Source organism: Agromyces chromiiresistens, assembly GCF_029167465.1.
GTDB lineage: Bacteria > Actinomycetota > Actinomycetes > Actinomycetales > Microbacteriaceae > Agromyces > Agromyces chromiiresistens.
The window spans coordinates 989,007-1,015,403 of sequence record NZ_JARFNL010000004.1 but is presented as its reverse complement, the minus strand read 5'-3'; the positions used below and the strand labels follow the sequence as shown (position 1 = coordinate 1,015,403).

Below are 26,397 nucleotides of genomic sequence, written 5' to 3'. Positions count from 1 at the left end.
CAGCCCGACAGCATGACGACGCGGAGAAACGAACAGGGAGGTTCGAATGCATCGTCGCATCGCGACACTCGCAGTGGCCGCGGTCACCGCGGCGCTCGCCGTCTCGGCCATCGTCCCCGCGCATGCGGCGACCGAGTCGACGCCGATCGCACAGGTCACCGGGCCGCAGCTCGCGGCGTCGTGGACGCCGCCGCTGAGCACGAGGGGCCGGTACATCGTCGACGCCGACGGCGACCGCTTCAAGCTCGAGTCCGCCAACTGGGACGGCGCACAGGGCCATTGGAACGGCAGCGGTGACAAGAACGACCCGGCCAACCACAACAGCGGCATGAGCTACGACATCCCCATGGGGCTCGACCGCGTGCCGATGGCGACGCTGATGAGCGACTTCCACGGACTCGGGCTCAACAGCATCCGGCTGTCGTACTCGAACGAGATGCTCGGAATGACCGCCCCAGTGCCCGACGTCGCCGTGGCGGCGAACCCCTCGCTGAAGGGCAAGACCCCGCTGCAGGTCTTCGACGCGGTGGTCGACGCCCTCACGGCCGACGGCTTCGCGGTGATCCTCAACAACCACACCACGACGTCGCGCTGGTGCTGCGGCGCCGACGACGGCAACTCGAAGTGGTACAGCAGCCAGACCACCGAGAAGTGGATCAGCGACTGGGTGATGCTGACCGAGCGCTACGAGGACAACCCCCGCGTCGTGGGCATGGACCTCCGCAACGAGGTGCGGCGCGACGTCTGGAACGACCCGAACTGGGGCATGGGCGACGGCAACGATCTCTACCAGGCGTTCCAGAAGGCCGGCGTCGCCATCCAGCAGGCGAACCCCGACGTGCTCGTCATCATGGAGGGCATCAACTGGCAGGGCATCCCGCTCGACGGCTTCTTCCACGACCGGCCGCACCTCAAGCCCGTCGCGAACCTCTCGAACGCGCTCCCCTACCCCGACAAGCTCGTCTACGCGGCGCACATCTACGCCTACACGGGGCCGAAGCACACGGGTGCGACGGGGCTCGGCGAGACCCACGACCCCCGCTACCGCGACCTCACCCAGAGCGAGCTCGTGGCCGAGGTGAACCGGGCCGCCGCGTACGTCAATACGGCGGGCCAGCATTACACCGCCCCCGTGTGGTTCAGCGAGTTCGGCATCGGCCACGCCGCCGACACCGGCGCGCTCGACAAGGCCTGGTGGGTGAACTTCACCGACATCCTGATCGCGAACGACAGCGACTTCGCGGCGTGGCCGCTCGTGACGCAGGCCGATGCCGCCGGGAACTTCGCCGACGGCTACTCGCTGCTCGCCTACAAGCCCGACGGCACGAAGCTCAGCATCGCCGACGACTGGCGATACCCGCAGTGGGTGAAGCTCGTGAACGCGAACGGCAAGACCGGCCCCGTGGCCTCCGCGCCGCGCTGGAACATGATCGGCAGCGGCAGCTTCGTCGACAGTCAGTCGTCGCTGCGCATGCTGCAGGCGGGCGACTGGTCGCCGGGCCAGTGGAAGGGCACCTGCCCCGACAGCCAGCGCCTGCAGGGCATCGCGCGGAGCACCAACCGGGGCCTCTGCACCGACATCGGCGGCATCGCCACTTCGAACCCGCGCGTGCAGAGCGGCGAGGGCAACATCACGAACGACTGGGCCCCGGGGTACAGCAAGCTGCAGTGCAACCCGGGCGAGGTCGCCGTCGGCTACAGCCTCGGCACCGGCACCGGTACGAAGGCCGCGATGTGGAAGCTCGCCTGCGCGACGAGCACCACGGCGCTGCCGGCGAGCCAGGGCCGCCTGATCTGGTTCGACCAGGGCGACAACCGCCCGGCGGGCGGCGGCTCGACCGCGAGCGACTGGGCCCCGGGCTACTACAAGGGCCAGTGCAAGGACACCGAGTACATCGCGGGCGTTGCCTTCACCTACAACTGGAACCACGGCGGCGTGCCCGACGCGCTGCTCTGCAAGCCGCTGACCTGATCGGCGGACGACGAACGGGGCCGGGTCGCGATCGCGACCCGGCCCCTTCATTCCGCCCCGGCTGCTCGGCCGGCGTCCACGCGTGCCCGGTGAGACCAGCGGGCCGTTCCCGGCATCGAGAGCGAATCGGCCGCCGACGCTTGACGCGAGACTTCGCGATCGCCTAGGTTCGACTCCAACTTAGTTTACTAAGTCAACAAAGTCACCAGCGCGAAGCCCTCCAGCGGCGACGCGTTCACAACTTTCACACTCCTCGGATTCGTCGCCGGTGACGAGTCACCGCGACGGATCAGAGGCAACACCGACCCACACCCTGGGTCGAGGAGGCTGGATGATGCGCCCGATAGCAGGCCGCAAAATGATGCTCGGAACGGTGCTGATGTCAGCGTTGACGCTGTCATTGCTTTCCCCCTGGGTTGCGAACGCGGAGCCGTCCGCAACGCGGCCGTGCAAGTACGACCTGTATCCCAAGGTCCACAGCTGCACCTCTGGGCCGAGAAGCATGGCGATTCCGGAACAGACGACGATCAATCTCGTCGTCGACGATGGCGTCGGCCCCAACACCGCCGCCAAAGCGGAGGCACTGTTCGAGACGCGTGGCTTCGCGGTGACGACGGCGAGCCCGGACTCATCGCGGCGCGACATCGACGTTCTGGTGGGTATCGACGACGACGAGGGCGCCGATGACGCCTACCTCGACGGGACGTACGACCCGGCTCGTTCAATTGCCAACGACGACGGCTACGTACTCGAGATCAATGCCGCCGATCGGGTCGTCGCCATCGAGGGCAGGGACAACGACGCTGCGTTCTACGGCGTGACCACCCTCGATCAGATCCTCAGCCAGGCGGGCGTGGTCCTCCGCGACACACTGATCGAGGACTACGCGGACGTCAAGTTCCGGGGATTCATCGAGGGCTTCTATGGAACCCCCTGGTCGCACGAGAATCGGAAGGACCTCATGGTCTTCGGTGGCGATCACAAGATGAACTCCTACCTCTACGGACCGAAGAATGATCCCTACCACGCCGCCCGCTGGCGAGAGCCGTATCCCGCCGAGAAGCTTGCTGAACTGAAGGAGTTGGTCGACACGGGACGTGAAACCAACGTGCAGTTCGTCTGGGCGGCACACGTCGGCGGCAAGATCGACCTCGGCTCCGATGCGGATGTCCGAGCCCTCGAGGACAAGTTCGATCAGCTCTACGAAATCGGAGTCCGACAGTTCGCGATCTTCTTCGATGACGCCGCGACGAACAACGATCAGTTGGTGAACTTCATCACCCGCATCGATCGCGAGTACATCAAGCCCAAGGGCGACGTCCGCCCCATCATCTTCTGCCCGCAGTACTACCGAAAGGACGGCGGCAGTCTAGCGACGATCAACTACCTGAAGAGCATCAGCCGTTTCCCGAAGGATGTGGAGATCATGTGGACCGGCGACAACGTGGTGTCGCCGGTCTCGCAGAGCGCCATCGACTGGGTGACGCAATACATCGACCGGCCCGTCTACATGTGGTGGAACTACCCGGTCAACGATCTCGGGCGCGCCGGATATGTCCATATGGGACCGTCGAAGGGCCTGCACGCGGGCGTGGAGAACGTCTCCGGCTTCGCCGCGAACCCGATGAATCAGGCCCAGGCATCGAAGGTCTCCCTCTTCAGCGTCGCGGACTACACGTGGAACACCGACGATTACAATGCAGACCTGAGTTGGCAGGCCTCGTTCGCCCGCATCATCCCGGACGATGCGACGGCGGCCCGGGCGTTGCGGATCTTCTCGGCCCATGCCTCAGCCGGCCTGAATCCGTTCGACACCCCGGAGTCCGCCTATCTGCTGCCGGAGCTGGCCTCCTTCAAACAACTGCTCGCTGCCGACGGTGAGGTCGACGAATCAGGCGCGACCCTGATCCGATCCTTCGACGAGATCAGTAGCGCGATCGACACGCTCGAGGCGTACGACGGATCGAACGGCATCTCCGGAGAAGTGGGGCCTTGGCTCGACGAGCTCAAACGGATCGCGCAAGTGAGCAGGGCCACGGTTCAGGGAATCCTCGACCTGGACGACCTCACTCCGGATGATCCGGCGTCGATCCGAGCTGCGATGACCCTCATCTCGGACCAGCGAGCCGGCCTCAAGGCCGCAGTCTCGTCTTCGCCGAAGGTGATTGCGCAGAAGGAGCTCGTTCCCTTCATCGAGGAGATCCTCTCGCTCGTCGAGATTCGACTCATGAACGCGCTCTCGCTGCCGCCCAAGATGCATGGCTTCGGAAGCACGACCTTGGACTACCCGAAGATGCTGGACGGCGACCTGTCCACAGCGGCCGGATCGGGCGCATTCGTGTCCCGTGGAGCGTACTTCGGTGTGAATCTCGGCAGAACGACGCGCATCGACAACGTGCTCATCAGCATGGACGCCAAGAACTACTACAAGCAGGGCGTGCTCGAGGCATCGATCGACAACGCCACCTGGTCCGAAGTGGCCGGTTTCGACAGCAGTTCGGTCTCCGCTCGGCAACTCGACGTCGAAGCACAGTTCCTGCGCTACCGCGCCACCGACGAGTTCACGGATGAGGTCACCGGCTCGCCCAATCGCGGGTTGTCGGTCAAGGAGTTCCGCGTGAACGTGGAAGACCCTGCCGAGGTCTTCACGAACGTGGCCGGTCTGCAGGGTCGTGCCCTCTCCTTCGAAGGATCGACCGTCGCGCTGCGAGGCTCCGGCGGTCTCACCGTGGAGCCGGGAGAGTACTTCGGCTTCCGCTTCAACAAGCTCAAGAACGCGCATTCGCTGAGGATCGACGATGACCTGAGGTTCCTGAGCGCCGAGTTCTCGACCGACGGACGTGCATGGACCGCGATGAACTGGTCGGATCCGCGCATCAACGCAGCGACGTACATTCGCGTGGTGAACACGTCGACGGTCGCGCAGGACATCGCGCTACAGGAGCTCTCCGTTGCACTCGGCGGCTCCATCCGCCCCACGGCGAGCGCGCACAACGTGAGCGTCTACTCCGGAAAGGTCGAGAACATCGTCGACGGCGACCCGGTCACGTCCTTCTGGCTCCGAGGGGCGGGCGGTGACCGGCACTTCGTCTTCGATCTGGGACGCGAAATCCCGGTCTACGACCTGTGGATCAGATCGGAGAAGGACCTCGTGTCTTCGGGCCGCATCGAGTTGAGTTCTGACGGGACGAACTGGCGTGATCCGGTCACGTTCGCCAAGGCCGGGGCCGACAACGTCGTGAAGCTCGGCGGCGAATCGGCTCGCTACGTGAAGCTGACGGACGGCGTGCAGAGCAACTGGCTCAAGGTGCTGGACGTCGCGGTCAATTCGACTGTCGACGAAGACACCACGGTGCTCACCGGTGATCCGGGCGGCCTCGAGAGGCTGCTCGATCTCGACCTCTTCACCTCCGTCGACGTGGGCGACACGGCCGGCGCATTGACGTACAGCAACGTCAACACGCCCGACGCGACCAACCTCATCCTGGTCAAGGACGAAGAATCGGAGGTCGACCTAAAGGTCAAGCCGGCTGACGGTGAGGAGTGGATCGATGCGGGGACACTGACCGGCGGTTATGTCAATGTCGATCTGAGCAGGTTCGGGGAGATCTCCGAGTTCAAGCTGCAATGGACCTCGGGCTCGGGACTGCGGCTGAACGAGTTGTTCGTCGGGACGCTCGGCTAGGAACGACGAAAGGGGCCGGGTCGCGATCGCGACCCGGCCCCTGCTCGTTCGGGCGTGAGAGGTCAGGCGAGCGGCGCGAGCCGCACCTCCTGCAGCACCGTGCCCGCGAGGTCGCGCATCGTGAGCACGAGCTCCTCGGCGCTCGCCTCGCCGTCGATCCAGGCGGCCGCCTCCTCGCTCGTCACGTCGAAGTCAGGCCCGCCGCCGATGAGCTGCGCGTACGGGACGTCCTCGGTCGCCGGCATCCACGTCTGGTAGTGGGTGTGCCCCGAGACGACGATCTGCGCGCCCCACTCGACGAGCGCGTCGTGCCAGGCATCGCGGCTCATCCGGCTGAACCAGTCGTAGCCCTCGTCGTCGTAGTCGACGACCGCCTCGTCGATCCAGCGCAGCGGGATGTGGCAGAACACGACGCGGTACGGGGCGTCCCGGAACTCGGGGCGCGCGGTCACCTCGCGCAGCCACTCGGCCTGCTCGGCGCGCAGCGGCTCGAAGGCGACGCGCCCCTCGAACGTCGGGTGGGCGTCGGGCTTGTCCTCGCCGGTGTGGAGCACGACGCACGCGACCGGCCCGATGCGGAACGCGGTGAACGGCCGCCCCTCGGGCGTCGCCACGAAGTCCTCGAGCTGGTACGCCCAGGTGCCGCGCACGTCGTGGTTGCCCACCACGATCGCGAGTGGGCGCCCCGCACTGACGTCGAGGCCCGCCGGGTTCAGCATCGTCGAGGTGAACCACGACGGGTCCTTCCAGTCGTTGCAGAGGTCGCCGTTCCAGACGAGCACGTCGACTTCGGGGGTCGCCTCGTGCAGCGCCCGCAGGGTGTCGTCCTGCTGATGGGTGTCGTTCCACACGGCGAAGCGCGCGCGATCGGATGCCGCGTCGAGGGTGCGCACGGGCTTCCACCCGCTCTCGTGCCGCTCCGCCGGCGCCTCGACCGACTCGGTGACCGAGCGCACGCGCAGGGCGGTGCCGGCGGGCCACCCCGCGGTGCGGACACGCAGCACCCGGTCGCCCTGGGGCACCATGCCGAAGGCGTCGGCGGTCGCGGTGCCGCGCGTGCCGTCGGCCCCCTCCCACTCGAGCCATCCGCGGCTGAGCCGGCTCACACCCCAGACGACCTCGAACCCGTCGGCGCGCGGCGCCATCACGACGGGCGGGCTCGTCACGAGCTCGTCGCTCACCTGCCGAGCTCCAGTTCGAAGCGGTAGCTGAGGTCGTCGTCGAACCACATCCGGAAGTTCGTGCCCCAGACGTTGTTGTGCAGGTTGACGTGCAGGCCGTCCGCCGGCTCGGCCACGAGATCGTCGAACCGGAGCAGGCGCGGCTCGCCGACCGCGACGAGCGGGGCGTCGATCGTGCGGAGGCGGAAGTGCTGCGAACCTCGGCATTCGACCGCGGAAACCGCGTGCAGGCTGCGGTTGCCGCGCGAGACGACTCGTCGGGGGTCGACCGGCACGCCGAGCTTGTCGAGACGCCAGTCGCCGTCGACCCTCGGGCGGAAGCCGAACCAGCTCGCCTCGGGAAGCCGCGACGCCTCGCGGTCGAGCACGTCGAGCTCGATGCCGATCGGGGCGTCGGCGTGCGGGAATCGATAGCGCAACCGCAGTCGGCGGGGCGAACCCCAGAGCGCGGCGGCCCGCTCGGGCATGACGAGTTCGAATTCGATGCGGTCGGCATCGGCCTCGGTGATGCGGCCCGCTGACTCGACCACCGGTGCGGACACCTGCGCCGGCTGGCGTTCGGCGATCGAGAGCCCCGGCTTCGACTGGTCGGGGATCGCCCAGAAGCCGGTCTCGTCGAGGTCGCGGCAGTACTCGTCCACCCAGCGCGCCTCGTCGCGCTCGTCGAAGGTCTGATGGCGGTACGCACCGAGTCGATGCTCGGGACCTGCCCACTGCCGGCCCGCTTCGTCGACGAGCGAGACGATCGAGCCGTCGTCGCCGAACCGCACCGTGAACCCGCCGAGCGCGAGATCGTCGCCGTGCTCGACGGGTGTGCGCCGGGCGTCGCTGCTCGATGTGCCCCGCGTCTCGCCCGCCGACGTCGGCGTGAGGCCGGCGATCGCCGCGCGCGCCGCCGCACCGCGTTCGGGTGCGAGGGCATCGACCGCACGGTCGAGGTAGCCGCGCTGCTCCGCCCACGAGGCTTCGAAGCCCGAGTAGCGCAGGCCCTGCGCCCCGGCGTGCTCCGCGGCCCACTCGAACCGCGCCGCCTCCGGGGGGTTGGCGGCGAGGTCGATCTCGTCGCGCGAACGGGCCGCCGCGAAGTCGTCCTTCGTGTAGTTCGCGTAGTCGGGCAGGAAGGTCTTCAGGTCCTCGCCCCAGGTGTGCTCGGCGATGAGCAGCAGCGCCTCGCTGAACCGGTCGCACTCGTCATCGCCCTCGACGAGGTCGCCGTTCGCGATCCACTCGGCTCGCAGCCCGAGCAGGCCGCGCAGGCCCGCGGTCAGCAGCGGGTCGGCCCCGACCCCGTGGATCCAGGTGTCGCCGATCTCGTCGTCGACGACGGGCAGCTCGTCGCGCACGGCGAGTACGGCTCGTGCGAAGTCGTCGAGGCCCGAGGCCACGATGCGCGCATCCGGGTGCGCCTCCGCGAGCTGCGCGAAGAGCACCTCGACCTCGTCGGCCGAGGGTGGGCCGAAGTTGTCGCCCGTGAACGCGAGGTGCAGGGCGTCGGTGCCGCCGGGCACGACGGCGAGCCCGAGGTCGGTCGCTCCGTAGCTGCCGGCGTAGTTCACGACGACCTCGCTGCCGTCGGGTGCGACCCAGCGGAAGAACTCGGGGACCTCGGGAACCGCCGAGGCGCCGTTCACCCCGAGGTGCAGGTAGTCGAGCCCGGCCGCTGCGAGCGCGGGGACGAGGCCGACGGTGTGGCCGGGCACGTCGGTCATCTTCGCGGCGAGCGTACGACGTTCGAACCGTTCGTCGAGGCGCTTCGCGATCGAGATGCCGTAGTCGACGAGGGCTCGGTCCATCACCTCGGTGTGCGTCGTCAGGGGGAGGCCGTGCCAGTGGATGCGGCGCTTCCGGATCGCCTCCTCGAGCCGCGCCCGCTCGGCCGGAGCGCTGGATCGGAGGGCCTCGTGGATGAGCCACGAGCCGGTCGTCCAGGTGAACCGCGCAGGGCCGCCGCGCCGCTCGAGCTCCTCGGAGAGGTCGATCGCCCTCGGCAGGTACGAGTGCAGGTACCGGTCGGCGATGTCACTGGCGAGCGCCGTGAAGCCGATGTCGAGGTGCGTCTTGAAGACGACGTGAATGGTGCTGATCATGCGGTGCTGGCTCCTTCGCCGACAGTCTTGCATAACTGGTGTTTGCGCAAACATGATCCTGACGTATACTCCACTGGGAACGCAAACATTCACGAAGGAGTGCGACCGCGCATGACGAAGACGTCACCCGCCCGAGGTGCGAGAGCAGGCCGCAGATGACCACGGCGCACGTGCAGGCCGATCCCCCATCCGGCGTCTCCGCCGCGACGTACGCGAGCCGGGTCGCTCCCGATGCCGCGACGGGTCGAACCGGTCGCCGCAGGGTGCGCCGCGACTGGGCGGGCTGGTGGTTCGTCGGACCGTTCATGCTCGTCTTCGCGCTCGTGCTCATCGCGCCGCTCGCCTACGCGATCTTCCTCAGCCTCTTCCGCGAGACCCTGGTCGGCGGCACCCACTTCGTCGGGCTCGAGAACTACGCCCTCGCCCTGACCGACCCCAAGTTCTGGGACGCGACGATCCGGGTCACGGTCTTCCTCTGCGTCCAGGTGCCGATCATGCTCGGGCTCGCCCTCTTCGTGGCGCTCGCGCTCGACAGCGCGCGCCTGCGGTTCGTGCCGCTGTACCGACTCAGCATCTTCCTGCCGTACGCGGTGCCCGGCGTCGTCGCCGTCATGATCTGGGGCTACATGTACGGCTCCCAGTTCGGGCTCGTCGCCGACCTCAACCACTGGCTCGGCACGACCATCCCGGCCCCCCTCTCCGACAGCTACATCATGCCCGCGATCGCCAACATCGTGACCTGGGAGTTCGTCGGCTACAACATGCTGATCTTCTTCTCGGCCCTGAAGGCCGTGCCGCAGGAGCTCTACGAGGCGGCCGAGATCGACGGTGCGGGCGCGTTCCGCACGATCTTCGCCATCAAGCTCCCGTCGATCCGCGGAGCGATCCTCGTGGCGACGATCTTCTCGATCATCGGCAGCTTCCAGCTCTTCAACGAGCCGGCCGTCCTGCAGTCGATCGCCCCGAACGTCATCACGAGCTACTTCACCCCGAACCTGTACGCGTTCAACCTGTCGTTCGCCGGCTCGCAGTTCAACTACGCCGCGGCGATCGCGATCGTCTCGGGCCTCATCACGATGGTCGTCGCGTACTTCGCGCAGTCGACGGGCAACAAGCAGGAGAAGCGCTGATGGCCACCGAATCGATCACCACCGCCGGCCGTCGGCCGAGCCGTCTCGCGAGCGGGCGGGTGCCCTTCGCGAGCCGCCCTGCGCAGCGCCGCGGTCCGCGCAACCGCCGGGCCTCGATCACGCTGACGATCCTCATGATGCTCATGCTGCTGTACTGCGTCGTGCCGCTCGTGTGGCTCGTGATCAACGCGACCAAGAGCCGATCCGACCTCTACGACACCTTCGCGCTCTGGTTCGCACCCGACTTCGCCCTCTTCGACAACATCGTCGAGGTGTTCACGTACAACGACGGCGAGTTCACCCGCTGGTTCGCGAACACCCTGCTCTACGTCGTCGTCGGCGCGGGCGGCGCCACCCTGCTCGCCACCCTCGCGGGGTACGGGCTCGCGAAGTACCGCTTCCCCGGACGCCGCGCGGTGTTCGCCATCATCCTGGGCGCGCTCGCCATCCCCGGCTCCGTGCTCGCGGTCCCGCAGTTCCTCATGTTCAGCGGCATGGGCCTCACGAACACTCCCTGGTCGGTCATCATCCCGTCGCTCGTGAGCGCCTTCGGGCTCTACCTGGTGTGGGTGTACGCCGCCGAGGCGATCCCCGACGAACTCCTCGAGGCGGCGCGCCTCGACGGCGCGGGCGAACTGCGCATCTTCTTCTCGATCTCGCTGCGGCAGTTGGCTCCCGCCCTGATCACCGTGCTCATGTTCGCCGTCGTCGCGACGTGGAACAACTACTTCCTCCCGCTGATCATGCTGAGCGACCCCGAGTGGTACCCGCTCACGGTCGGCCTCAACCAATGGGCCTCGAAGTCGACCGCCGTCGGCACCCTGCCCATCCCGAACCTGGTGATCACCGGATCGTTGCTCACCGTGATTCCGATCTCCGCGGCCTTCCTCTACCTGCAGCGCTACTGGCAGTCGGGGCTCACCGCGGGGAGCGTGAAATAGCCGCCCCTGTCGGCCCGCACCACCCGCACCACCCGCAAGACACCTGCAAACACCTCAGATACAGCACCCGAGAAAGGGACCGCACGTGAAGAACACCACCAAGCGCCTGTGGAAGCGCGCCGGCGTCGTCGCCGGCACCGGCGCACTCCTCGTCGGCGCGCTCTCCGGCTGCGCCGCCGGCGCGTCGGGCGATGAGAGCACCGACATCGAGGCCGCCCTCGACACCGAGACCACCCTCACCTGGTGGACCTGGGGCGACACCACCCAGGCCTGGGCCGACGCGTTCATGAAGGAGCACCCGAAGATCACGATCGAGGTCGTCAAGGTCGACAACCCCGACGCCGCGGTGACCAAGCTGCAGAACGCCGTGAAGGCCGGCTCCGGGGCCCCCGACATCATCCCCGTCGAGTACCAGACGCTGCCCCAGCTGACGCTCGGCGACGCCCTCGCCGACCTGACGCCCTACGGCCTCGCCGACAACGAGGACGAGTTCACCGCATCGACGTGGAACGCCGTCAACGTGCAGGGCGAGCTCGTCGGCCTGCCGCTCGACTCGGGCCCCATGGTCATGATCTACAACACCGATCTCTACCAGAAGGCGGGCGTGGCCGAGGCCCCGAAGACGTGGGACGAGTTCGCGGCGGCGTCCGCGAAGATCCACGCCTACGACCCCGAGGCGTACATCGCCAACGCGGGCGACGCCGGCTTCTTCACGAGCATGATCTGGTCGTTCGGCGGCCAGCCGTTCAAGACCGACGGCGAGAACGTGACGATCGACCTCCAGGACGAGGGCTCGAAGCAGTTCGCCGACTTCTGGGGCGGCATGCTGGAGAAGGGCGAGCTGTCGCAGGTCCCGACCTGGTCGGACGAGTGGAACCGGGCGCTCGCGGCCGGCAAGCTCGGCACGCTCATGATGGGGGCCTGGGAGATCGGCGGCCCGACCGATGCCGGCGACACCTGGAAGGTCGCGCCGATGCCGTCGGCCGACGGTCAGCCCGCCTCGGCCGAGAACGGCGGCAGCGCGATCGCCGTCACCGAGCAGTCGAAGCACAAGGCGGCGGCCGCCGCCGTGCTGCAGTGGCTCGCCACCGGCGAGGGCCGCGACCTCGTCAACCAGGGCGGCTTCCCGTCGACGACCGCGACCATGAGCGACCCCGAGTGGCTCGGCCGCACCTGGCCGGAGGTCTACGGCGACCAGACCGCGAACGAGGTCGGCGCCGCCGCGGCCGAGTCCGTCATCCCCGGCTGGCAGTACCTGCCCTACCAGGGTTACGCGAACAGCGTGTTCGGCGACTCGGTCGGCAAGGCGCTCGCCTCGGAGAGCGACCTGAACGCCGCCCTGCTCGAGTGGCAGGACACCCTCGTCGAGTACGGCAACTCGCAGGGCTTCACCGTCAACGAGTAGCCGCACCGAACCGCGGGGGATCTGCTCGCGCAGATCCCCCGCGGCATGCCTCCCCACAACCGCTCCGAGCGTTTCGCCCGAGCCAGCACCTCCGAGAGAGCCCCGATGCCTTCCTTCACGATCGGCGAGACCGACTTCCTGCTCGACGGAGCACCGTTCCAGGTGATCTCCGGCGCGATGCACTACTTCCGCGTGCACCCCGACCAGTGGGCCGACCGGATTCGGAAGGCTCGGATGATGGGCCTCAACACCATCGAGACCTACGTGCCGTGGAACGAGCACTCCCCCGAGCGGGGCGCCTTCCGAACCTCCGGCGGCCTCGACCTCGCACGCTTCCTCGACCTCGTGCACGAGGCCGGCATGTTCGCGATCGTGCGCCCCGGCCCGTACATCTGCGCCGAGTGGCACGACGGCGGCCTGCCGGGATGGCTCACCGCCGACCCGTCCGTGACGCTGCGATCGAGCGATCCCGCGTACCTCGACGCCGTCGGCGAGTACCTCGACGCGGTCTACGACGTCGTCCGCACCCGCCAGGTGCACGAGGGCGGCCCGGTCGTGCTCGTGCAGATCGAGAACGAGTACGGGGCCTACGGCGACGACGCCGACTACCTGCGGGCGCTCGTCGAGCGCACCCGCGATGCGGGCATCGGCGTTCCGCTCACGACCGTCGACCAGCCCCTCGACGGCATGCTCGCCCGTGGCGGCCTCGACGAGCTGCACCGCACGGGTTCGTTCGGCTCGCGCGCGTCAGAGCGCCTCGCGACGCTGCGACGCCATCAGCCCACCGGGCCGCTCATGTGCTCCGAGTTCTGGTGCGGCTGGTTCGACAGCTGGGGCGAGCCGCACCACACCACGCCCGCCGCCGACTCGGCCGCGGAGCTCGACACCATGCTCGCCGCGGGCGCCTCGGTCAACATCTACATGTTCCACGGCGGCACCAACTTCGGGTTCACCTCCGGGGCGAACGACAAGGGCATCTACCGACCCATCGCGACCTCCTACGACTACGACGCCCCGCTCGCCGAAGACGGCACCCCGACCGAGAAGTACTGGCGCTTCCGCGAGGTCATCGCGAAGTACGCGCCCGTTCCCGACGAGGCTCCCGCCGAGCGCACCGACGCGCCGGTCATCGACATCGCGCTCGACCGCCGGGCGGCGGTCGGCGACACGGACCTCGTCTGCGACGCGACCTACGAGGGCCTGCCGGATGCCTCCGCCTTCGGCGCTCCCCGCGGCTTCTCGCACTACGCCGTCGACGTCGATCACGGCGGTCTCCTCGCGTTCTCGGAGGTGCGCGACCGCGCCCACGTCTTCCTCGACGGCGCCCGGGTCGGAACGATCGACCGCGAGCACGGCGAGCGGGTCATCGCGGTGCCGCGCGCCGGGCGGCTCTCGCTGCTCGTCGAGCATCTCGGCGGGGTCAACTACGGCCCGCGCCTCGGCGAGGCGAAGGGGCTCATCGGGCCGGCGACGCTCGACGGGCGGCTGCTCGAGGGCTGGCGTGCCGGCGGACTGGATCTCGGCATCGATCGGGTGCGCTCGGCGATCGCCGCCGCCGACCACCGCTCGTCCGCCCCCGTCGTCGGTCCGGCGTTCGCGGCGGGCACCTTCCACCTCGACGCGCCGAGCGACCTGCACCTCGATACGCGGGCCTGGGGCGCCGGGGTGGCCTGGGTGAACGGCTTCAACCTCGGACGGCACTGGAGCCGCGGACCGCAACGCACCCTCTACGTGCCCGCGCCGCTCGTGCGGGCGGGCGAGAACGAGCTCATCGTGCTCGAACTGTCGGGCCTCGTCTCGGCGACGGCGCGGTTCACCGACCGGCCCGACCTCGGACCGACCGAGGTCTGATGAACTCCAGCGGCCCACTGCCGGCACGAGGCATCCGCCCGCTATGCGGTGACGCGGGCGGGCCCGGTGCTGTCGCGCACGACGAGCCGGGTGGGGATCAGGATCTTCTGCCGCTCGACGGCCCCGCCGTCGATGAGCGCGAGCAGCGACTCGGTCGCCTTGCGGCCGACGTCGTCGAAGTTCTGGTGCACGGTCGTGAGCGCGGGCCAGAAGGCGAGCGCCTCGTCGCTGTCGTCGAACCCGACGACGCTCACGTCGTCGGGCACGCGCAGCCCCGCCTCGTGCAGGGCGTGCAGCACGCCGAGCGCCATCTGGTCGTTGCCTGCGAAGATCGCGGTCGGCACCTCGCCCGACTCGATGAGCGCGCGGCCGTGTGCGAGCCCGGAGGCGGCCGACCAGTCGCCGACGAGCACCTCGGGCACCGGCAGTGCGGCCTTCTCGAGCACACGACGATAGGCGTCGGCGCGGCGGGTCGCCGAGTACGAGTTCTGCGGGCCGGAGACGTGCACGATGCGGCGATGGCCGAGGCCGAGCAGATGGTCGAGGGCGAGCCTCGCGCCCTGCTCCTGGTCGGTGTCGACGATCGTGTACGGCAGTTCGGCGTCGGAGTCGACGATCACGACCGGGAGCCCGGCGGTGATCGTCCACTCGTCGAGCGGACCGACCTCCGCCGACATGACGAGGATGATGCCGTCGACCGCCTGCTCCTCGAGCCGGCCGAACGCGCCCGCGACGTCGAGCTGGGTGGGGTCGGCGATCGAGAGCAGGGTCGTCGTGTAACCGGCCGACTCGGAGGCGACCGTCACGGCGTCGAGCGTGCGCTCGTTGCCGAGCGTGGCCAGGTTGAAGGTCACGAAGCCGATGCTGCGGAAGCGGCCCGACTTGAGATTGCGAGCTGCGCTGTTCGGACGGTAGCCGAGCTCGCGCATCGAGGCCAGCACACGATCGCGCGTCGACGGCCGTACGTTGTTCTGCCCGTTCGCCACCCGCGAGACGGTCTGCGCGGACACGCCGGCGTGCGCCGCGACGTCGTTGATCGAGGCTCGGGCGGAAGAATTCGGACCTTGCTTCATGGCAACGTAAACACTATCCACAACCGCCCAGCGAGAGGAACCCTCCCATGACCGTCGTCTCAGATTTCGGCCTCCTCCTGCGCTCGGGCGGCGTCGCGCTCGCGCTGGACGTGCGCGGGGGCGGACTGCCCACGGTGGTGCATTGGGGGCCCGACCTCGGCGATCTCGACGCCGTCGGGTTCGGCGCCCTCGCCGACGCCGGAATCGCCTCGGTCGCGGCGAGCGAGGTCGACGAGCCGGTGCAGCTCTCGCTGCTTCCCGAGCACAGCCGCGGCTGGCTCGGGCAGCCCGGCATCAGCGGCTCGCGCGACGGCTCGGCCTGGTCGCCTCGCTTCACCACGACCGGTGCCCGGCTCGACGGGAGGCGGCTCGACGTGCTCGCGGACACGGGGATCGCGTCGCCCGCCGAGGCTCGCGCCTCGGGACGAACCCTCGTGAGCTGCGGCGCGGGTCGGGTCGTCTTCGAGGCTTCCGACCGGGTGGCCGGGCTCGGCCTCGAGCTCACCGTCGAACTCACCGAGTCGGGCGTCGTGCGATGCCGGGCCGTGCTCGAGAACCTCGAGCCGACGCCCTACCGGCTCGACGAGCTGCTGCTCTGCCTGCCCGTTCCGCCGTTCGCCGCAGAGACGCTCGACTTCGCGGGCCGCTGGGGCCGCGAGCGCGCAGCGCAGCGGCAGCAGGTCGGCGTCGGCCTGCACCGTCGCGAGGGACGCCACGGCCGAACCGGCCTCGATGCGGCGACCCTCCTCTTCGCCGGCGAGCCGGGGTTCGGCTTCGCGAGCGGCGAGGTCTGGGGCGTGCACACCGCGTGGTCGGGCAACCACGTGCACCAGCTCGAACGCGACCTCGGCGGCCGTCAACTGCTCGGCGGCGGCGAACTGCTGCTGCCGGGCGAGATCGTGCTCGAGCCCGGCGACCGCTATACGAGCCCGTGGGTGTACGGCGTGCACGGCAACGGGCTCGACGAAGCCGCGCGCCGCGTGCACCGGCTGCTGCGCGCCCGCCGGCAGCACCCGAGATCGCCGCGGCCGGTGACGCTCAACACCTGGGAGGCGGTCTACTTCGACCACGACTTCGACGTGCTCGCCGAGCTCGCCGAGCTCGCCGCCTCGGTCGGCGTCGAGCGGTTCGTGCTCGACGACGGCTGGTTCGGCGGCCGCCGCAACGACCGCGCGGGCCTCGGCGACTGGACCGTGTCGAGCGAGGTCTGGCCCGACGGGCTGCATCCGCTCGTCGACCGGGTGCGCGGACTCGGCATGCAGTTCGGCCTCTGGGTCGAGCCCGAGATGGTGAACCCCGATTCCGAGCTCGCGCGGAGCCATCCCGAGTGGATCATGTCGGCCCGCGACGGATGGCCCGTCGAGTCGCGCCACCAGCAGGTGCTCGACCTCGCACACCCCGGCTGCTACGCGCACATCCGCGATGCGCTCGTGGCGCTGCTCGACGAGTACGACATCTCGTACCTGAAGTGGGACCACAATCGAGACCTCGTCGACGCCGGCTCGGGACCCGGCCGCCGACCCGGCGTGCACCGGCAGACGGCCGCGTTCTACCGGCTCGTCGACGAGTTGAAGGCGCGGTACCCGCACCTCGAGATCGAGTCGTGCTCGTCGGGGGGCGGCCGGGTCGACCTCGGCGCACTCGAGCGCACCGACCGGGTCTGGGTCTCCGACAACAACGATCCGCTCGACCGCGGCGACATCAACCGCTGGACGACCCAGCTCGTGCCGCCCGAGCTCATGGGCACCCACATCGCCTCGGCCCGCTCGCACACGACCGGACGCACGCACTCGCTCTCGTACCGCGCGATCACGGCGCTGTTCGGCCACCTCGGCATCGAGACCGACCTGCGACGTGCCGACGATGCCGAGCTCGCCGAGCTCGCCGACTGGGTCGCGCTGCACCGCCGCCACCGGGAGCTGTTGCACGACGGCGACCTGGTGCGCCTCGACCACCCCGACACGTCGCTCGCGCTCGAGGGGGTCGTTGCCCACGACCGCTCGCGCGCGCTGTACGCCTACTCGTCCCGGGCGCGCTCGCCGCTGGCGGGCGCGGGCCGGATCCGGTTGCCCGGGCTCGCGCCGCACCGCGACTACCGTGTCGAGCCCGTGCGCCTCGGTGAGCAGCCCGATGCCGGCGACCGCCCAGCCTGGTGGGACTCCGGCCGGCTCGTGCTCACCGGTGCGGCCCTCGGTTCGGCCGGGGTCGCGATGCCGGCGCTGCACCCCGAACAGGCCGTCCTGCTCGAGGTGACCGCCGTCGACGCCGAGGTCTTCGCCGACCTCCCCGGGGGCGACCAGGGCACCTCGTGAGCCCGATCGTGCTCGCCGCGGTGCTCGGCGCCGCGGTGCTCCACGGCACATGGAACGCGATCGCCAAGGCCATCCCCGCGCGCCTGGTCGCCTCGGCGCTCATCGGTGCCGTCTACCTCGTCGCGGGGGCCGTCGGATGCCTCGTGCTGCCGCCGATCGCGGCGGCGAGCGTGCCGTACCTCATCGCGTCGGCGATCGCGCAGACGCTCTACCTGGTGCTGCTGACGGCCGCGTACGCGCGCAGCGAGTTCGGTCGCGCGTACCCGCTGACCCGCGGGCTGTCGGTACTCGGAATCACGCTCGCCTCGACGACGCTCCTGGGCGAGCGGCTCACCCCCGTGCAGCTGCTCGGCATCGCGGTCGTCGCGCTCTCGCTGCTCTCGCTGTCGTGGACGCGCGGGGGCGCACCGGGCGACCGGGTCGGCACGCTGCTCATGATCGCGGTCGGCGCGACCGTGACCGTCTACTCGGTGCTCGACGGCATCGGCGTCCGCGCCTCGGGGCAGCCGCTGGGCTACGCCGCGTGGCTCTTCCTGCTGCAGGGCGCGGCGATCCCGCTCGTGTGCCTCGCCCTCGCCCCCGATCGCCGGGCGTTCGTGCTGGGGTTGCGCACGCACGCGATGCTCGGGGTGATCGGCGGGGTGATCTCGCTCGCCGCGTACACGATCGTCGTCTGGGCCCAGTCGGTGGCCCCGCTGGCGGTCGTCTCGGCGCTGCGCGAGACGGGCGTGATCGCCGCGAGTGCGATCGGCTACGTCGTGTTCCGCGAACGGCTCCGGCCGTGGCGCCTCGTCGCGAGCCTGTGCGCCGTCGCCGGCATCGTGGCGATCCGCGCGGGCGGCTGACCGCCCGTCCCGACCGGCGGTCACCCGAACCCCGCCGCGGTCAGTCGAACGCGACCGCCCTGACCGGCGCCCCGTCGAGGTCGACGCGCAGCGGGAAGAACCCGATGCGCACCCGCTCGGCGAGCCCCTCGAGCCCGGTGAGGTTCTCGACGATGAGCCGATCGCTGCCGAGCACGGCCTCGTGCACCGGGAACGCGGTGCCGCCGTCGACCGTCGGGTCGGGGCTCAGGGTGTCGACCGCGAGCACGTGCATGCCCCGGCGAACGAGCTCGGCCGCGGCGGCCGGGTCCATCGCCGGATGCTCGAGCGCGGTGTCGGTGTCGAACAGCCGCGCCCAGCCGGTGTCGACGACGACGATCGGCGGCACCCGATCGGGCAGCGGGGCGCCGAGCGCCGCCTCGAGGTCGGCGAGGCCGTAGTGCGAGCGCGGCGCGAGGCCGCCGAGGTGCACGACGATCGCGTCGCCGACGAGCTCGTCGAGGCCGATCGCCCCGGTGGTGCGACCGCCCGCGACCGTGTGCGACGGTGCGTCGAGATGCGTTCCGGTGTGCGAGCCGAGGTGCAGCCGGGCGACGTCGACCCCGTCGGCGGCGAGCTCGAGCGCCGGTTCGATGCGCACGTCGGGGTCGCCGGGGTAGACCCGCATGCCCCCGACGACGGGCCGGCTGAGCTCACGCATGCGCCGAGGCATCCGCGTCGTCGTTCGCCTCGACCTCGGCGAGGTGCACGCTCGGTTCGCGCACGTTGCGCGCCCGCTCGGGCAGCATCGCGACGAGGTAGAGCACGAACGTGATGACGAACGCGGGGATCGTCGCGCCGACCGGGCTCGGCCACACGTAGACCATGAGGTACGACGCGACGGCGCCGATCGCCCACGCCGCGACGGCGATCCAGTTGACGCCGGCGAGATACCAGTACCGGCCGCCGCGGTGCTCGAGCAGGTCGCGGCCGTACGACGACCGCTTGATCAGGTAGTAGTCGACGATCATGATCGCGAACACCGGCACGAAGAACGCGCCGATCACGGTCAGGAAGGTCGTGAACTGGTCGAGCAGCGCGAGCCACGTCGAGCCGACGATCGAGATCACGCCCACGACGAGCGCGGTCGGCAGGAAGCGCAGCCTCGCACGCCCGGCGCTCGCGTTCACGATCGAGGTGGTCATGCCGTAGACGACCATCGAGTTCGTCGCCATGACCGAGACGAAGATGACGATCGCGATCGGGGCGCCGAACGCCGCGACGAGCACGCCCGGGTCGAAGGGGGCCGCCTCGCCGCCCGAGAGGATCACGTAGCCGATCGCCGTCGCGCCGAGCGTCATCGCGATGACCGTCGACAGCGTGTAGCCGATGCCCGAGCCGAGGATGCCGGCGCGGCTCGACACCGCGAGCCGGTTGAAGTCGGCCGAGAGCACCGTCCACGACACGGCGGTCGCGATCACGATGTCGAGCACGATCGCGGGGGTGTACCCGATCGCCTCGTCGACGGGGATCGCCTGGTACGCGCTCGGCGCGAAGCCCGTGAACGCGACGACGAAGATCCACGCGATGATCGCGAGCATGAGCACGGCGAGCCACGGCTCGACGCGCGCGATGCCCTCGTGGCCGAAGATCGCGAGGATGACGACGATGGCCTGGCAGATCACCGAGAAGAGGATGGGGCTCGAGAACCCGGTGAGGCTCTCGACCAGGTAGTTCACGGTGACGCCCGCGAGCATCGCCTGCACCCAGCTCCAGCCCATGAGGATGATGACGTTGGCCGCCATCGGCAGGTAGCCGCCGCGGGTGCCGAACGCGCCTCGGGTGAGCGCCATCGTCGGCAGGCCCGTGCGGGTGCCGATGTTGCCGACGAGCGTCAGCACGACGGCGCCGCCGAGCGTGCCGAGCACGATCATCGTGATCGCGACGCCGTAGTCGACGGCGGGGATGAACAGGGTGCCGGTGAGCAGGGTGGTGACGACGAGGTTCGCCGCCAGCCAGATCATGCCGATGCGGGGCGTCGACAACGTGCCGCGGACCGGCCCGGAGTTGTCGGCCTGCTCGGCGAGGCGGCGGTCGAGACGGGTGTAGAGCGACATTGCTGCTTCTCCTCGGGGGTGGAGGTCGGGGTGGGTCGTCAGTCGGCGGATGCCTCGGCGCCGGCGCCGGGCAGGGGCGAGAGGTGCTCGTGCACGGCGAGGAGTGCGTCGCCGTCGACGCGGAAGACGATGGTCTCCCGTTCGCGGTACGCGTCCTCGCCGTCACCGGTGTCGACCCGCGTCGCGACGTCGTGCGAGAACACGGCGCCGCCGGGGTGGGTCTGCACGAGCCGGTTGGCCGACTCGCACGCGAGCACGTGCCAGCCGCCCGCCGTCCACTCGGCCCAGAGGGCCTCGTAGGCGGCACGGTCGTCGAGTCGGGCGGGCTCGGTGTGGAACATGAAGCTCGCGTCGGGGGCGAAGCCCGCGAAGTAGCGGGGGCCGTCGGTTGCGGCGAACGCGTCGACGATCGCGTCGGCGGCGGCGAGCACCTCGTCGCGGCTCGGTTCACGGGTGGTCATGTCGATCTCCTTCGATCGTGGAGTGGGCGGCGAGGGAAGGTCAGGCGCGAGGCGCCATCGCGCTGATGAGCTCGTAGGCGACATGGGATGCCGCGACGGCGGTGAGCTGGGCGTGGTCGTAGGCCGGGGCGACCTCGACGACGTCGGCGCCGACGATGCGCTTGTCGGCGAGCGCGCGGATGATGCGGAGCAGTTCGCGGCTCGTGAGCCCGCCGGCCTCGGGGGTGCCGGTGCCGGGGGCGTGCGCGGGATCGAGCACGTCGATGTCGATCGAGATGTAGAGCGGCTTGTCGCCGATGCGGGTGCGGATGCGCTCGATCGCGGCCTCGACGCCCCGCTCCTCGATGTCCTCGCTCGTGACGATCGCGAAGCCGAGGCGGGCGTCGTCCGTGAGGTCCTCGACGCCGTAGAGCGGGCCGCGCGTGCCGACGTGCATGCTCGCGGTGAGGTCGATGAGCCCCTCCTCCGAGGCGCGGCGGAACGGCGTGCCGTGCGTGATCGGCGCGCCGAAGTACGTGTCCCACGTGTCGAGGTGGGCGTCGAAGTGCAGAACCGCGACCGGGCCGTGCTTCGCCGTGACGGCGCGCAGCAGCGGCAGGGCGATCGTGTGATCGCCGCCGATGACGACGAGTCGGTCGGCCTGCCCGTCGAGCGCCTTCGCGCCGGCCTCGACGTCGGCGACGGCCTCGTCGATGTCGAACGGGTTCACGGCGATGTCGCCGGCGTCGGCGACCTGCTGCACGGCGAAGGGCAGCACCCCCTGGGCGGGGTTGAACGGGCGCAGCAGGCGCGAGGCCTCGCGCACGTGCGACGGGCCGAAGCGCGCGCCCGGACGGTAGCTCACGCCACTGTCGAACGGCACGCCCACGACCGCGATGTCCGCGTGCGGCACCTCGTCGAGGCGCGGCAGGCGGGCGAACGTGGCGATGCCCGCGAAGCGGGGCACGCGGCTCGCGTCGACGGGTCCGACGGGGGTCGGCCGGACAGCGCCCGATGCGGCGGCGCCGGAGGTGTTCTCGGTGTCATCGAGTTGCATATCAGTAAACCTTTGATATCCTTGAGGAAACTTGCGGCCATGCTACGTCGCCCGTGCCGGGCTGTCAACGCCGCGGCCGTCGACTGCGAAGGGGGCACCGATGCCACGACCCGTCCCGCCCGGTCCGAGCGGCTCCCCGCTCGCCATCGGCGCGCGAATCCGCAACGCCCGCACCGCCCAGGGCATGACGCTCGCCCAGGTCGCCGAGGCGAGCGGACTCACGAAGGGGTTCCTCAGCCGGCTCGAGCGCGACGAGACCTCGCCGAGCGTCGCCACGCTCGTACAGCTCTGCCAGGTGCTCTCGCTCACGATCGGCTCGCTCTTCGCCGAGCCCGAGATCCAGCACATCGCGCTCGACGGCGCACCGCGCGTGAACTTCGGCGGCACCGGGGTCGTCGAGCGGCTCGTCTCGCCGCGCGGCGAGTCGCGCGTGCAGGTGATCCGGTCGTCGATGGCTCCCGGCGCATCCGGCGGCGCAGAGCTCTACACGATCTCGAGCGACGTCGAGGTGCTGCACGTGATCTCGGGGTCGGTGACGGCGCGCTTCGTCGACCGCGTGGTCGAGCTCGCCGAGGGCGACGCCCTCACCTTCCCGGGTCGCGAGCCCCACTCGTGGGAGGCCGGCGACGGCGGCGCCGAGGTCGCCTGGATCATCGTGCCGGCGCCGTGGAGCGGCGCGGCCTGATCACGCCGCAGGCTCGTCCTCCGCGCGCAGCGACAGCCCGCGCGGGCCCTGCAACTGCTCGATCATGCGGTCGACGTAGAGCGCGACGGCGGCCGCCTCGTCATCGTCCGGCCGCCAGAACATCGCCCGGGCGACGTCGTCGATGAGCGCTTCCGGCACCTCCGCGTACTCGGCCAGCAGCGTCGACACCGTGTGCCGACCGTCGTCGAGCAGCGCGCGTGCAGCGCGCCGGCGCGCCCATCGCTCGCGCTCCGCGTCGCGGCCGTCGAACCGGTCGGGAATCAGGTCGCACTCCGTCACGAGCGCGGCCCGGAGGATGCGCGCGGCGTCGGCGAGCGCCTCGACCTCGTTCGCATCGAGGTCCGACCGCTGCACGACCCGCGTCTGCGTCGCGGGGACGACGAGGTCCTCGGGTGAACGCACCCCCGCCCGTTCGAGCTGGAGCCTGACCCTGCGGAACCGTTCGATCTGCCAGGCGTCCTCCATCTCGAGGAGCACCGCGTCGCGCATCCGGACACGGCGCGGCCGCTCCGACCGCCGAGGGTCGACGAGCGGGGCGAGCTCTGGATCGGCGAGCGCGAGGTCGCGGTACTCGTCGACCCAGCAGACGCCGCCGAGCCGCCGGACGAGGTCGTCGAACTCGGCCCCGTCGCCCGATTCCTCGTCGACGATGCAACGGCTCTGGTAGCACGCGACGGAGTACTTCACCTCGATCGCATCCGACTCCATCGCGGCTCGCTTCCACTCCGTCGCGAGGCGGATCCGCTCGCGCGAGACCTCGTCGTCCGCTGCCTCACCCAGGCGCCGGCATTCCTCGGAGAGGAGCAGCAGGCCGAGCGCAGCGCGCTGCTCCATGCGTTCGAGCGACGTGCGCTGGTCGGCGTACTGGGCCCTCCGCCGCCGCTTCTCCTCCTCCTGCTTCAGCTCGCCGAGGGCGGCCACGAGTTCGCCCGCGACGCTCGTCGCCCGACGGAGCCGGTCCCGACGCTCGGTGGCCTCGTTCAGCACGTCGTCGTCCGAGACGAGCCAATTGCGCATCGTCATGAGGTAGTAGCTCTGCAGCCGCAGCATGAGCATCGGCGGCTCGTCGAACTGCCGGCGGCGCCTCCGGGCCCCGGCAGCGGCCTCGGCGGCCTCGCGAGCCGGGCCTGCGTCGACGGGCGGTGTCGTGCCGTGCCAGGGCTTGCGCTGTGCGCCCGCGAGTCCGAGGTGCCGCCCCGTCTGCTCGGCGGCGACCTCGATCATGGGTTCGAGCCGGTCGATGAGTTCGCGCAGTCGTCGCGCGTCGGTCACCCCGGCGTACCGCTCGTAGAGGTCCTCGAATTCGACCAGGATGCTTCGGGGATCGGCGTCCCTCGCCCGCGCGATGTACCGCTCTCGGAGTTCGGCATCGTCGGTGCGGCGCGCGACGCCGATGAGCCCGAGTCCGAGCCAGTTCTCGGTGTTGTAGAAGCCGACGATGTCGGGGTACTCGTGCGCGACCTTCACGGCGGCGAACGCCGCGGCGAGCGTGAGCAGCTCACCGGGATGCTCGCCGTCGGCCGGCGGGGCGGGCAACCGGAGGGAGGCGTCCTCGACGACTCGGCCGTTGCGGCGCAGCCGCGCGACGCCCGAGTCCGCGTTGAACACCGTCACCTCGAGTCGCCACGGGGTGAGGTTGAGCAGCATCGCCATCGCGCCGCCGACGAGCGCGACCGCCCAGTTGTCGGTGCGGTCGGCGATCGCGACGAGTTCGTTGAGGTCGGATCCGTCTGGCCGCTCGATGCGACCCTTCGGGTTGTCGGCGTTGAGCTCGCGCATGCGCACCGTCACCTCGGTGGCCCACGCGTCGTTCGTCGCGCCGCCCGTGCCGGTCACCGTGATCTTGAGCCAGGGTGTGGTCGCCATGCCGAAGGCGAGCACGACGACGCCGGCGGCGCCCAGGAGTCCGACCGTGACCCACGCGAGCGGGGTCAGCGGCGCGATGGCACTCGTCATCGCACCGACCGCGACGAATGCGGCGGCGGCGAGGGCGGTGATGAGGCCTCCGAGCACCTTCGCCGTCATGCTCCGGTGCCGCGTCGTCGGCCGCCTCGTCCAGAACCTCAGCGCCGAGAGCAGTCGCGCAGCCACGACCGCGACGAGCCAGACCGCGACCCAGACGACGCCGAAGTCGATGAGCGGCCCGATGAAGCCGGCCTGGAAGAGTCCCCAGTCCGACGCGTCGTCCGCCTCGGCGGCGACGGACGCGATCATTGCGAGGGTGCCGTCCACGTCTCCTCCCGATGGTGCGTGCCGCGATGCGGCTGGGCTGAACCATCGAAATGATAGAAGCTCGGGTTTCGCCGCGTCCTCCGGGCTGCCACCGAATCACGCGAGCCCGGGCATCCGCCCTCGTGGGCATGACGAACGCGTGACGGATGCCTCGGCGCAGCGTGCGCGCCGAGGCATCCCGCCCGTCAGATCGTGTCGAGCGCCTCGCTCACGTCGACGAGCAACGTGCCCTGCAGGGCGTTCCACTCTGCGGTGTCGGGGTCGGGCCAGGTCGAGAACTTCACGATCACCGAGTCGGTCGCGGGGTCGAGCCAGAGGTTCTGCCCGTGGATGCCGATGCCGCTCACGTTGCCGCGATCGTTGCCCATGCACCACCACTGCGCCGTGTACGAGCCGCCGGGGAACGCACTCGTGAAGCCCTCGTACGTCATCGCCTCCCGATCGCCCCCGGCGAGGATGCCTCGGGCCCACGCCTCGGAGACGACCCGGCCGCCGGGCGCGACGCCGCCGTCGAGCACGGCGCGGCCCACCCGGGCGAGGTCGCGCGCCGTGCACGAGACGCCGCCGTTCGCGAAGCCGAAGCCCGACCGGTCGACGGTGATGGTCGCGTCTCGGTCGGCGCCGAGCTTCGACCAGACCAGCTCGGAGACGACGTCGTGGTAGCGGGCGCCGGTGACCCGCTCGACGATCCAGGCGAGCACGTCGGTGTTCGCCGAGCAGTACTGGAACTCCCCCACCGCTCCGCTGCCGCGGAGCGTCGTCAGGAACGCGTACGTGTCGACGGGGTCGCTCGGTCGGCGCACCCGCCAGCCCGCCGAGCGGTCGTGGGTCTGCACCTCTGCCGCCGGGTCGACGTAGTTCTCGTCGTAGTCGATCGCGACCTGCATGTCGAGCACGTGGCGCACGGTCGGCCCGTCGTAGACCGAGCCGGCCAACTCGGGCACGTAGTCGGTGACGCGGCGCGCCGGGTCGATGCGACCCGCGTCGACGAGCGCGCCGACGGTGAGGCCGCAGATCGACTTCGAGACGCTCATCAGCAGGTGCCGCTGGTCGGGCGCGAAGCCGGGCTTGTAGTACTCGGCGACCACCTCGTCGCCGCGCAGCACGAGGAACGCGTCGGTGAACGTGGCCTCGAGCCGGCGTTCGAGGTCGGGCAGCGCGTCGCCGAACGCCTCGAGCCGCACGGTCGCGGCGCCGGCGCGGTCGCTCGGCGGGGTGCGGGAGATCGTCGCCGTCGGCACGAGCTCGCCGAGGTCGCCGAACGCCCAGCGGTTGCCCGGCGCCTCCTGCCAGGTGTCGAGCGTCGGCACCCCGGCCGGCGCGCCCGGGTAGCGCGGCGGGTGCGGGCCGGTCGCGGCGGGGTCGTGCGGATCGATCGGAAGGGTCGCGTCGCTCATGTCCGCCA

General features: G+C 70.2%; 18 protein-coding genes. 9 read left to right on the top strand and 9 right to left on the bottom strand.

Annotated features, from left to right (window positions below; all coding sequences use genetic code 11):
- Window positions 1-46 precede the first annotated feature (46 nt).
- Window positions 47-1,972: a glycoside hydrolase family 5 protein gene (locus PX701_RS12025; protein WP_275506413.1), complete on the top strand. Its 1,926-nt coding sequence runs from the start codon at window positions 47-49 to the stop codon at window positions 1,970-1,972.
- Between the two features lie 379 nt (window positions 1,973-2,351).
- Window positions 2,352-5,657 (top strand): glycoside hydrolase family 84 protein, encoded by a 3,306-nt coding sequence (locus PX701_RS12020; protein ID WP_275506792.1) that lies wholly within the window; start codon window positions 2,352-2,354, stop codon window positions 5,655-5,657.
- Between the two features lie 62 nt (window positions 5,658-5,719).
- Here PX701_RS12020 and PX701_RS12015 read toward each other — a convergent pair whose 3' ends face one another.
- On the bottom strand, window positions 5,720-6,838 hold the full coding sequence (locus tag PX701_RS12015) for a metallophosphoesterase family protein (RefSeq protein ID WP_275506412.1): 1,119 nt from the start codon (window positions 6,836-6,838) through the stop codon (window positions 5,720-5,722).
- The gene (locus PX701_RS12010) at window positions 6,835-8,925 is read right to left on the bottom strand and encodes a DUF5054 domain-containing protein (protein WP_275506411.1); all 2,091 of its coding nucleotides are present in this window, start codon (window positions 8,923-8,925) and stop codon (window positions 6,835-6,837) included. The genes PX701_RS12015 and PX701_RS12010 overlap by 4 nt, the downstream gene beginning before the upstream one ends.
- Before the next feature lie 155 nt (window positions 8,926-9,080).
- On the opposite strand from PX701_RS12010, the gene PX701_RS12005 reads away from it, so the two are divergent.
- From PX701_RS12005 to PX701_RS11990, 4 genes are all read left to right on the top strand, one after another.
- Entirely contained in the window at window positions 9,081-10,055 is a 975-nt protein-coding gene (locus PX701_RS12005; RefSeq protein ID WP_231431863.1) for a carbohydrate ABC transporter permease, read from the top strand.
- A complete protein-coding gene (locus tag PX701_RS12000; protein ID WP_374201146.1) occupies window positions 10,055-10,996 on the top strand; it encodes a carbohydrate ABC transporter permease in 942 nt (313 codons plus the stop codon). The genes PX701_RS12005 and PX701_RS12000 overlap by 1 nt, the downstream gene beginning before the upstream one ends.
- A gap of 85 nt (window positions 10,997-11,081) precedes the next feature.
- Window positions 11,082-12,401 (top strand): ABC transporter substrate-binding protein, encoded by a 1,320-nt coding sequence (locus PX701_RS11995; protein ID WP_231431864.1) that lies wholly within the window; start codon window positions 11,082-11,084, stop codon window positions 12,399-12,401.
- A gap of 105 nt (window positions 12,402-12,506) precedes the next feature.
- Complete coding sequence (locus PX701_RS11990) at window positions 12,507-14,252, top strand: glycoside hydrolase family 35 protein (RefSeq protein WP_275506410.1); 1,746 nt, start codon at window positions 12,507-12,509, stop codon at window positions 14,250-14,252.
- A gap of 41 nt (window positions 14,253-14,293) precedes the next feature.
- Here PX701_RS11990 and PX701_RS11985 read toward each other — a convergent pair whose 3' ends face one another.
- Window positions 14,294-15,325, bottom strand: coding sequence for a LacI family DNA-binding transcriptional regulator (locus PX701_RS11985; RefSeq protein WP_231431866.1), 1,032 nt, complete (start codon window positions 15,323-15,325; stop codon window positions 14,294-14,296).
- A gap of 47 nt (window positions 15,326-15,372) precedes the next feature.
- Between PX701_RS11985 and PX701_RS11980 the strand changes: the two genes are divergently transcribed.
- Both PX701_RS11980 and PX701_RS11975 read left to right on the top strand, forming a co-directional pair.
- Entirely contained in the window at window positions 15,373-17,637 is a 2,265-nt protein-coding gene (locus PX701_RS11980) for an alpha-galactosidase (RefSeq protein ID WP_275506409.1), read from the top strand.
- Window positions 17,634-18,482: a DMT family transporter gene (locus tag PX701_RS11975; protein WP_231431868.1), complete on the top strand. Its 849-nt coding sequence runs from the start codon at window positions 17,634-17,636 to the stop codon at window positions 18,480-18,482. The genes PX701_RS11980 and PX701_RS11975 overlap by 4 nt, the downstream gene beginning before the upstream one ends.
- Window positions 18,483-18,522: 40 nt before the next feature.
- Here the strand turns inward: PX701_RS11975 and PX701_RS11970 are convergent, their stop codons facing one another.
- From PX701_RS11970 to speB, 4 genes are read right to left on the bottom strand one after another with little or no spacing between them, the layout of a single operon-like run.
- Window positions 18,523-19,161: a cyclase family protein gene (locus tag PX701_RS11970; protein ID WP_231431869.1), complete on the bottom strand. Its 639-nt coding sequence runs from the start codon at window positions 19,159-19,161 to the stop codon at window positions 18,523-18,525.
- Window positions 19,154-20,557 carry a purine-cytosine permease family protein gene (locus PX701_RS11965; RefSeq protein WP_231431870.1) on the bottom strand — a complete coding sequence of 468 codons (1,404 nt, stop codon included), beginning with the start codon at window positions 20,555-20,557 and terminating at the stop codon, window positions 19,154-19,156. Before PX701_RS11965 ends, PX701_RS11970 begins: the two co-directional genes overlap by 8 nt.
- Window positions 20,558-20,595: 38 nt before the next feature.
- Entirely contained in the window at window positions 20,596-21,018 is a 423-nt protein-coding gene (locus tag PX701_RS11960; protein WP_231431871.1) for a YybH family protein, read from the bottom strand.
- Between the two features lie 40 nt (window positions 21,019-21,058).
- Window positions 21,059-22,054, bottom strand: coding sequence for an agmatinase (speB, locus tag PX701_RS11955; protein WP_231431872.1), 996 nt, complete (start codon window positions 22,052-22,054; stop codon window positions 21,059-21,061).
- A 100-nt stretch (window positions 22,055-22,154) separates the two neighbouring features.
- On the opposite strand from speB, the gene PX701_RS11950 reads away from it, so the two are divergent.
- Complete coding sequence (locus tag PX701_RS11950; RefSeq protein ID WP_231431873.1) at window positions 22,155-22,739, top strand: helix-turn-helix domain-containing protein; 585 nt, start codon at window positions 22,155-22,157, stop codon at window positions 22,737-22,739.
- On the opposite strand, the gene PX701_RS11945 is transcribed toward PX701_RS11950, so the two are convergent.
- Together PX701_RS11945 and PX701_RS11940 are read right to left on the bottom strand one after the other, a co-directional pair.
- The gene (locus PX701_RS11945) at window positions 22,740-24,992 is read right to left on the bottom strand and encodes a hypothetical protein (protein ID WP_275506408.1); all 2,253 of its coding nucleotides are present in this window, start codon (window positions 24,990-24,992) and stop codon (window positions 22,740-22,742) included. It lies immediately after the preceding gene.
- A gap of 185 nt (window positions 24,993-25,177) precedes the next feature.
- Complete coding sequence (locus PX701_RS11940) at window positions 25,178-26,389, bottom strand: serine hydrolase domain-containing protein (RefSeq protein ID WP_275506407.1); 1,212 nt, start codon at window positions 26,387-26,389, stop codon at window positions 25,178-25,180.
- Window positions 26,390-26,397: the final 8 nt, after the last annotated feature.

Coding starts and splice junctions, on each gene's coding strand:
- PX701_RS12025 (WP_275506413.1), top strand. CDS start 47: ATGCATCGTCGCATCGCGACACTCGCAGTGGCCGCGGTCACCGCGGCG.
- PX701_RS12020 (WP_275506792.1), top strand. CDS start 2,352: ATGTCAGCGTTGACGCTGTCATTGCTTTCCCCCTGGGTTGCGAACGCG.
- PX701_RS12010 (WP_275506411.1), bottom strand. CDS start 8,925: ATGATCAGCACCATTCACGTCGTCTTCAAGACGCACCTCGACATCGGC.
- PX701_RS12005 (WP_231431863.1), top strand. CDS start 9,081: ATGACCACGGCGCACGTGCAGGCCGATCCCCCATCCGGCGTCTCCGCC.
- PX701_RS12000 (WP_374201146.1), top strand. CDS start 10,055: ATGGCCACCGAATCGATCACCACCGCCGGCCGTCGGCCGAGCCGTCTC.
- PX701_RS11990 (WP_275506410.1), top strand. CDS start 12,507: ATGCCTTCCTTCACGATCGGCGAGACCGACTTCCTGCTCGACGGAGCA.
- PX701_RS11985 (WP_231431866.1), bottom strand. CDS start 15,325: ATGAAGCAAGGTCCGAATTCTTCCGCCCGAGCCTCGATCAACGACGTC.
- PX701_RS11980 (WP_275506409.1), top strand. CDS start 15,373: ATGACCGTCGTCTCAGATTTCGGCCTCCTCCTGCGCTCGGGCGGCGTC.
- PX701_RS11970 (WP_231431869.1), bottom strand. CDS start 19,161: ATGCGTGAGCTCAGCCGGCCCGTCGTCGGGGGCATGCGGGTCTACCCC.
- PX701_RS11965 (WP_231431870.1), bottom strand. CDS start 20,557: ATGTCGCTCTACACCCGTCTCGACCGCCGCCTCGCCGAGCAGGCCGAC.
- PX701_RS11960 (WP_231431871.1), bottom strand. CDS start 21,018: ATGACCACCCGTGAACCGAGCCGCGACGAGGTGCTCGCCGCCGCCGAC.
- speB (WP_231431872.1), bottom strand. CDS start 22,054: ATGCAACTCGATGACACCGAGAACACCTCCGGCGCCGCCGCATCGGGC.
- PX701_RS11950 (WP_231431873.1), top strand. CDS start 22,155: ATGCCACGACCCGTCCCGCCCGGTCCGAGCGGCTCCCCGCTCGCCATC.
- PX701_RS11940 (WP_275506407.1), bottom strand. CDS start 26,389: ATGAGCGACGCGACCCTTCCGATCGATCCGCACGACCCCGCCGCGACC.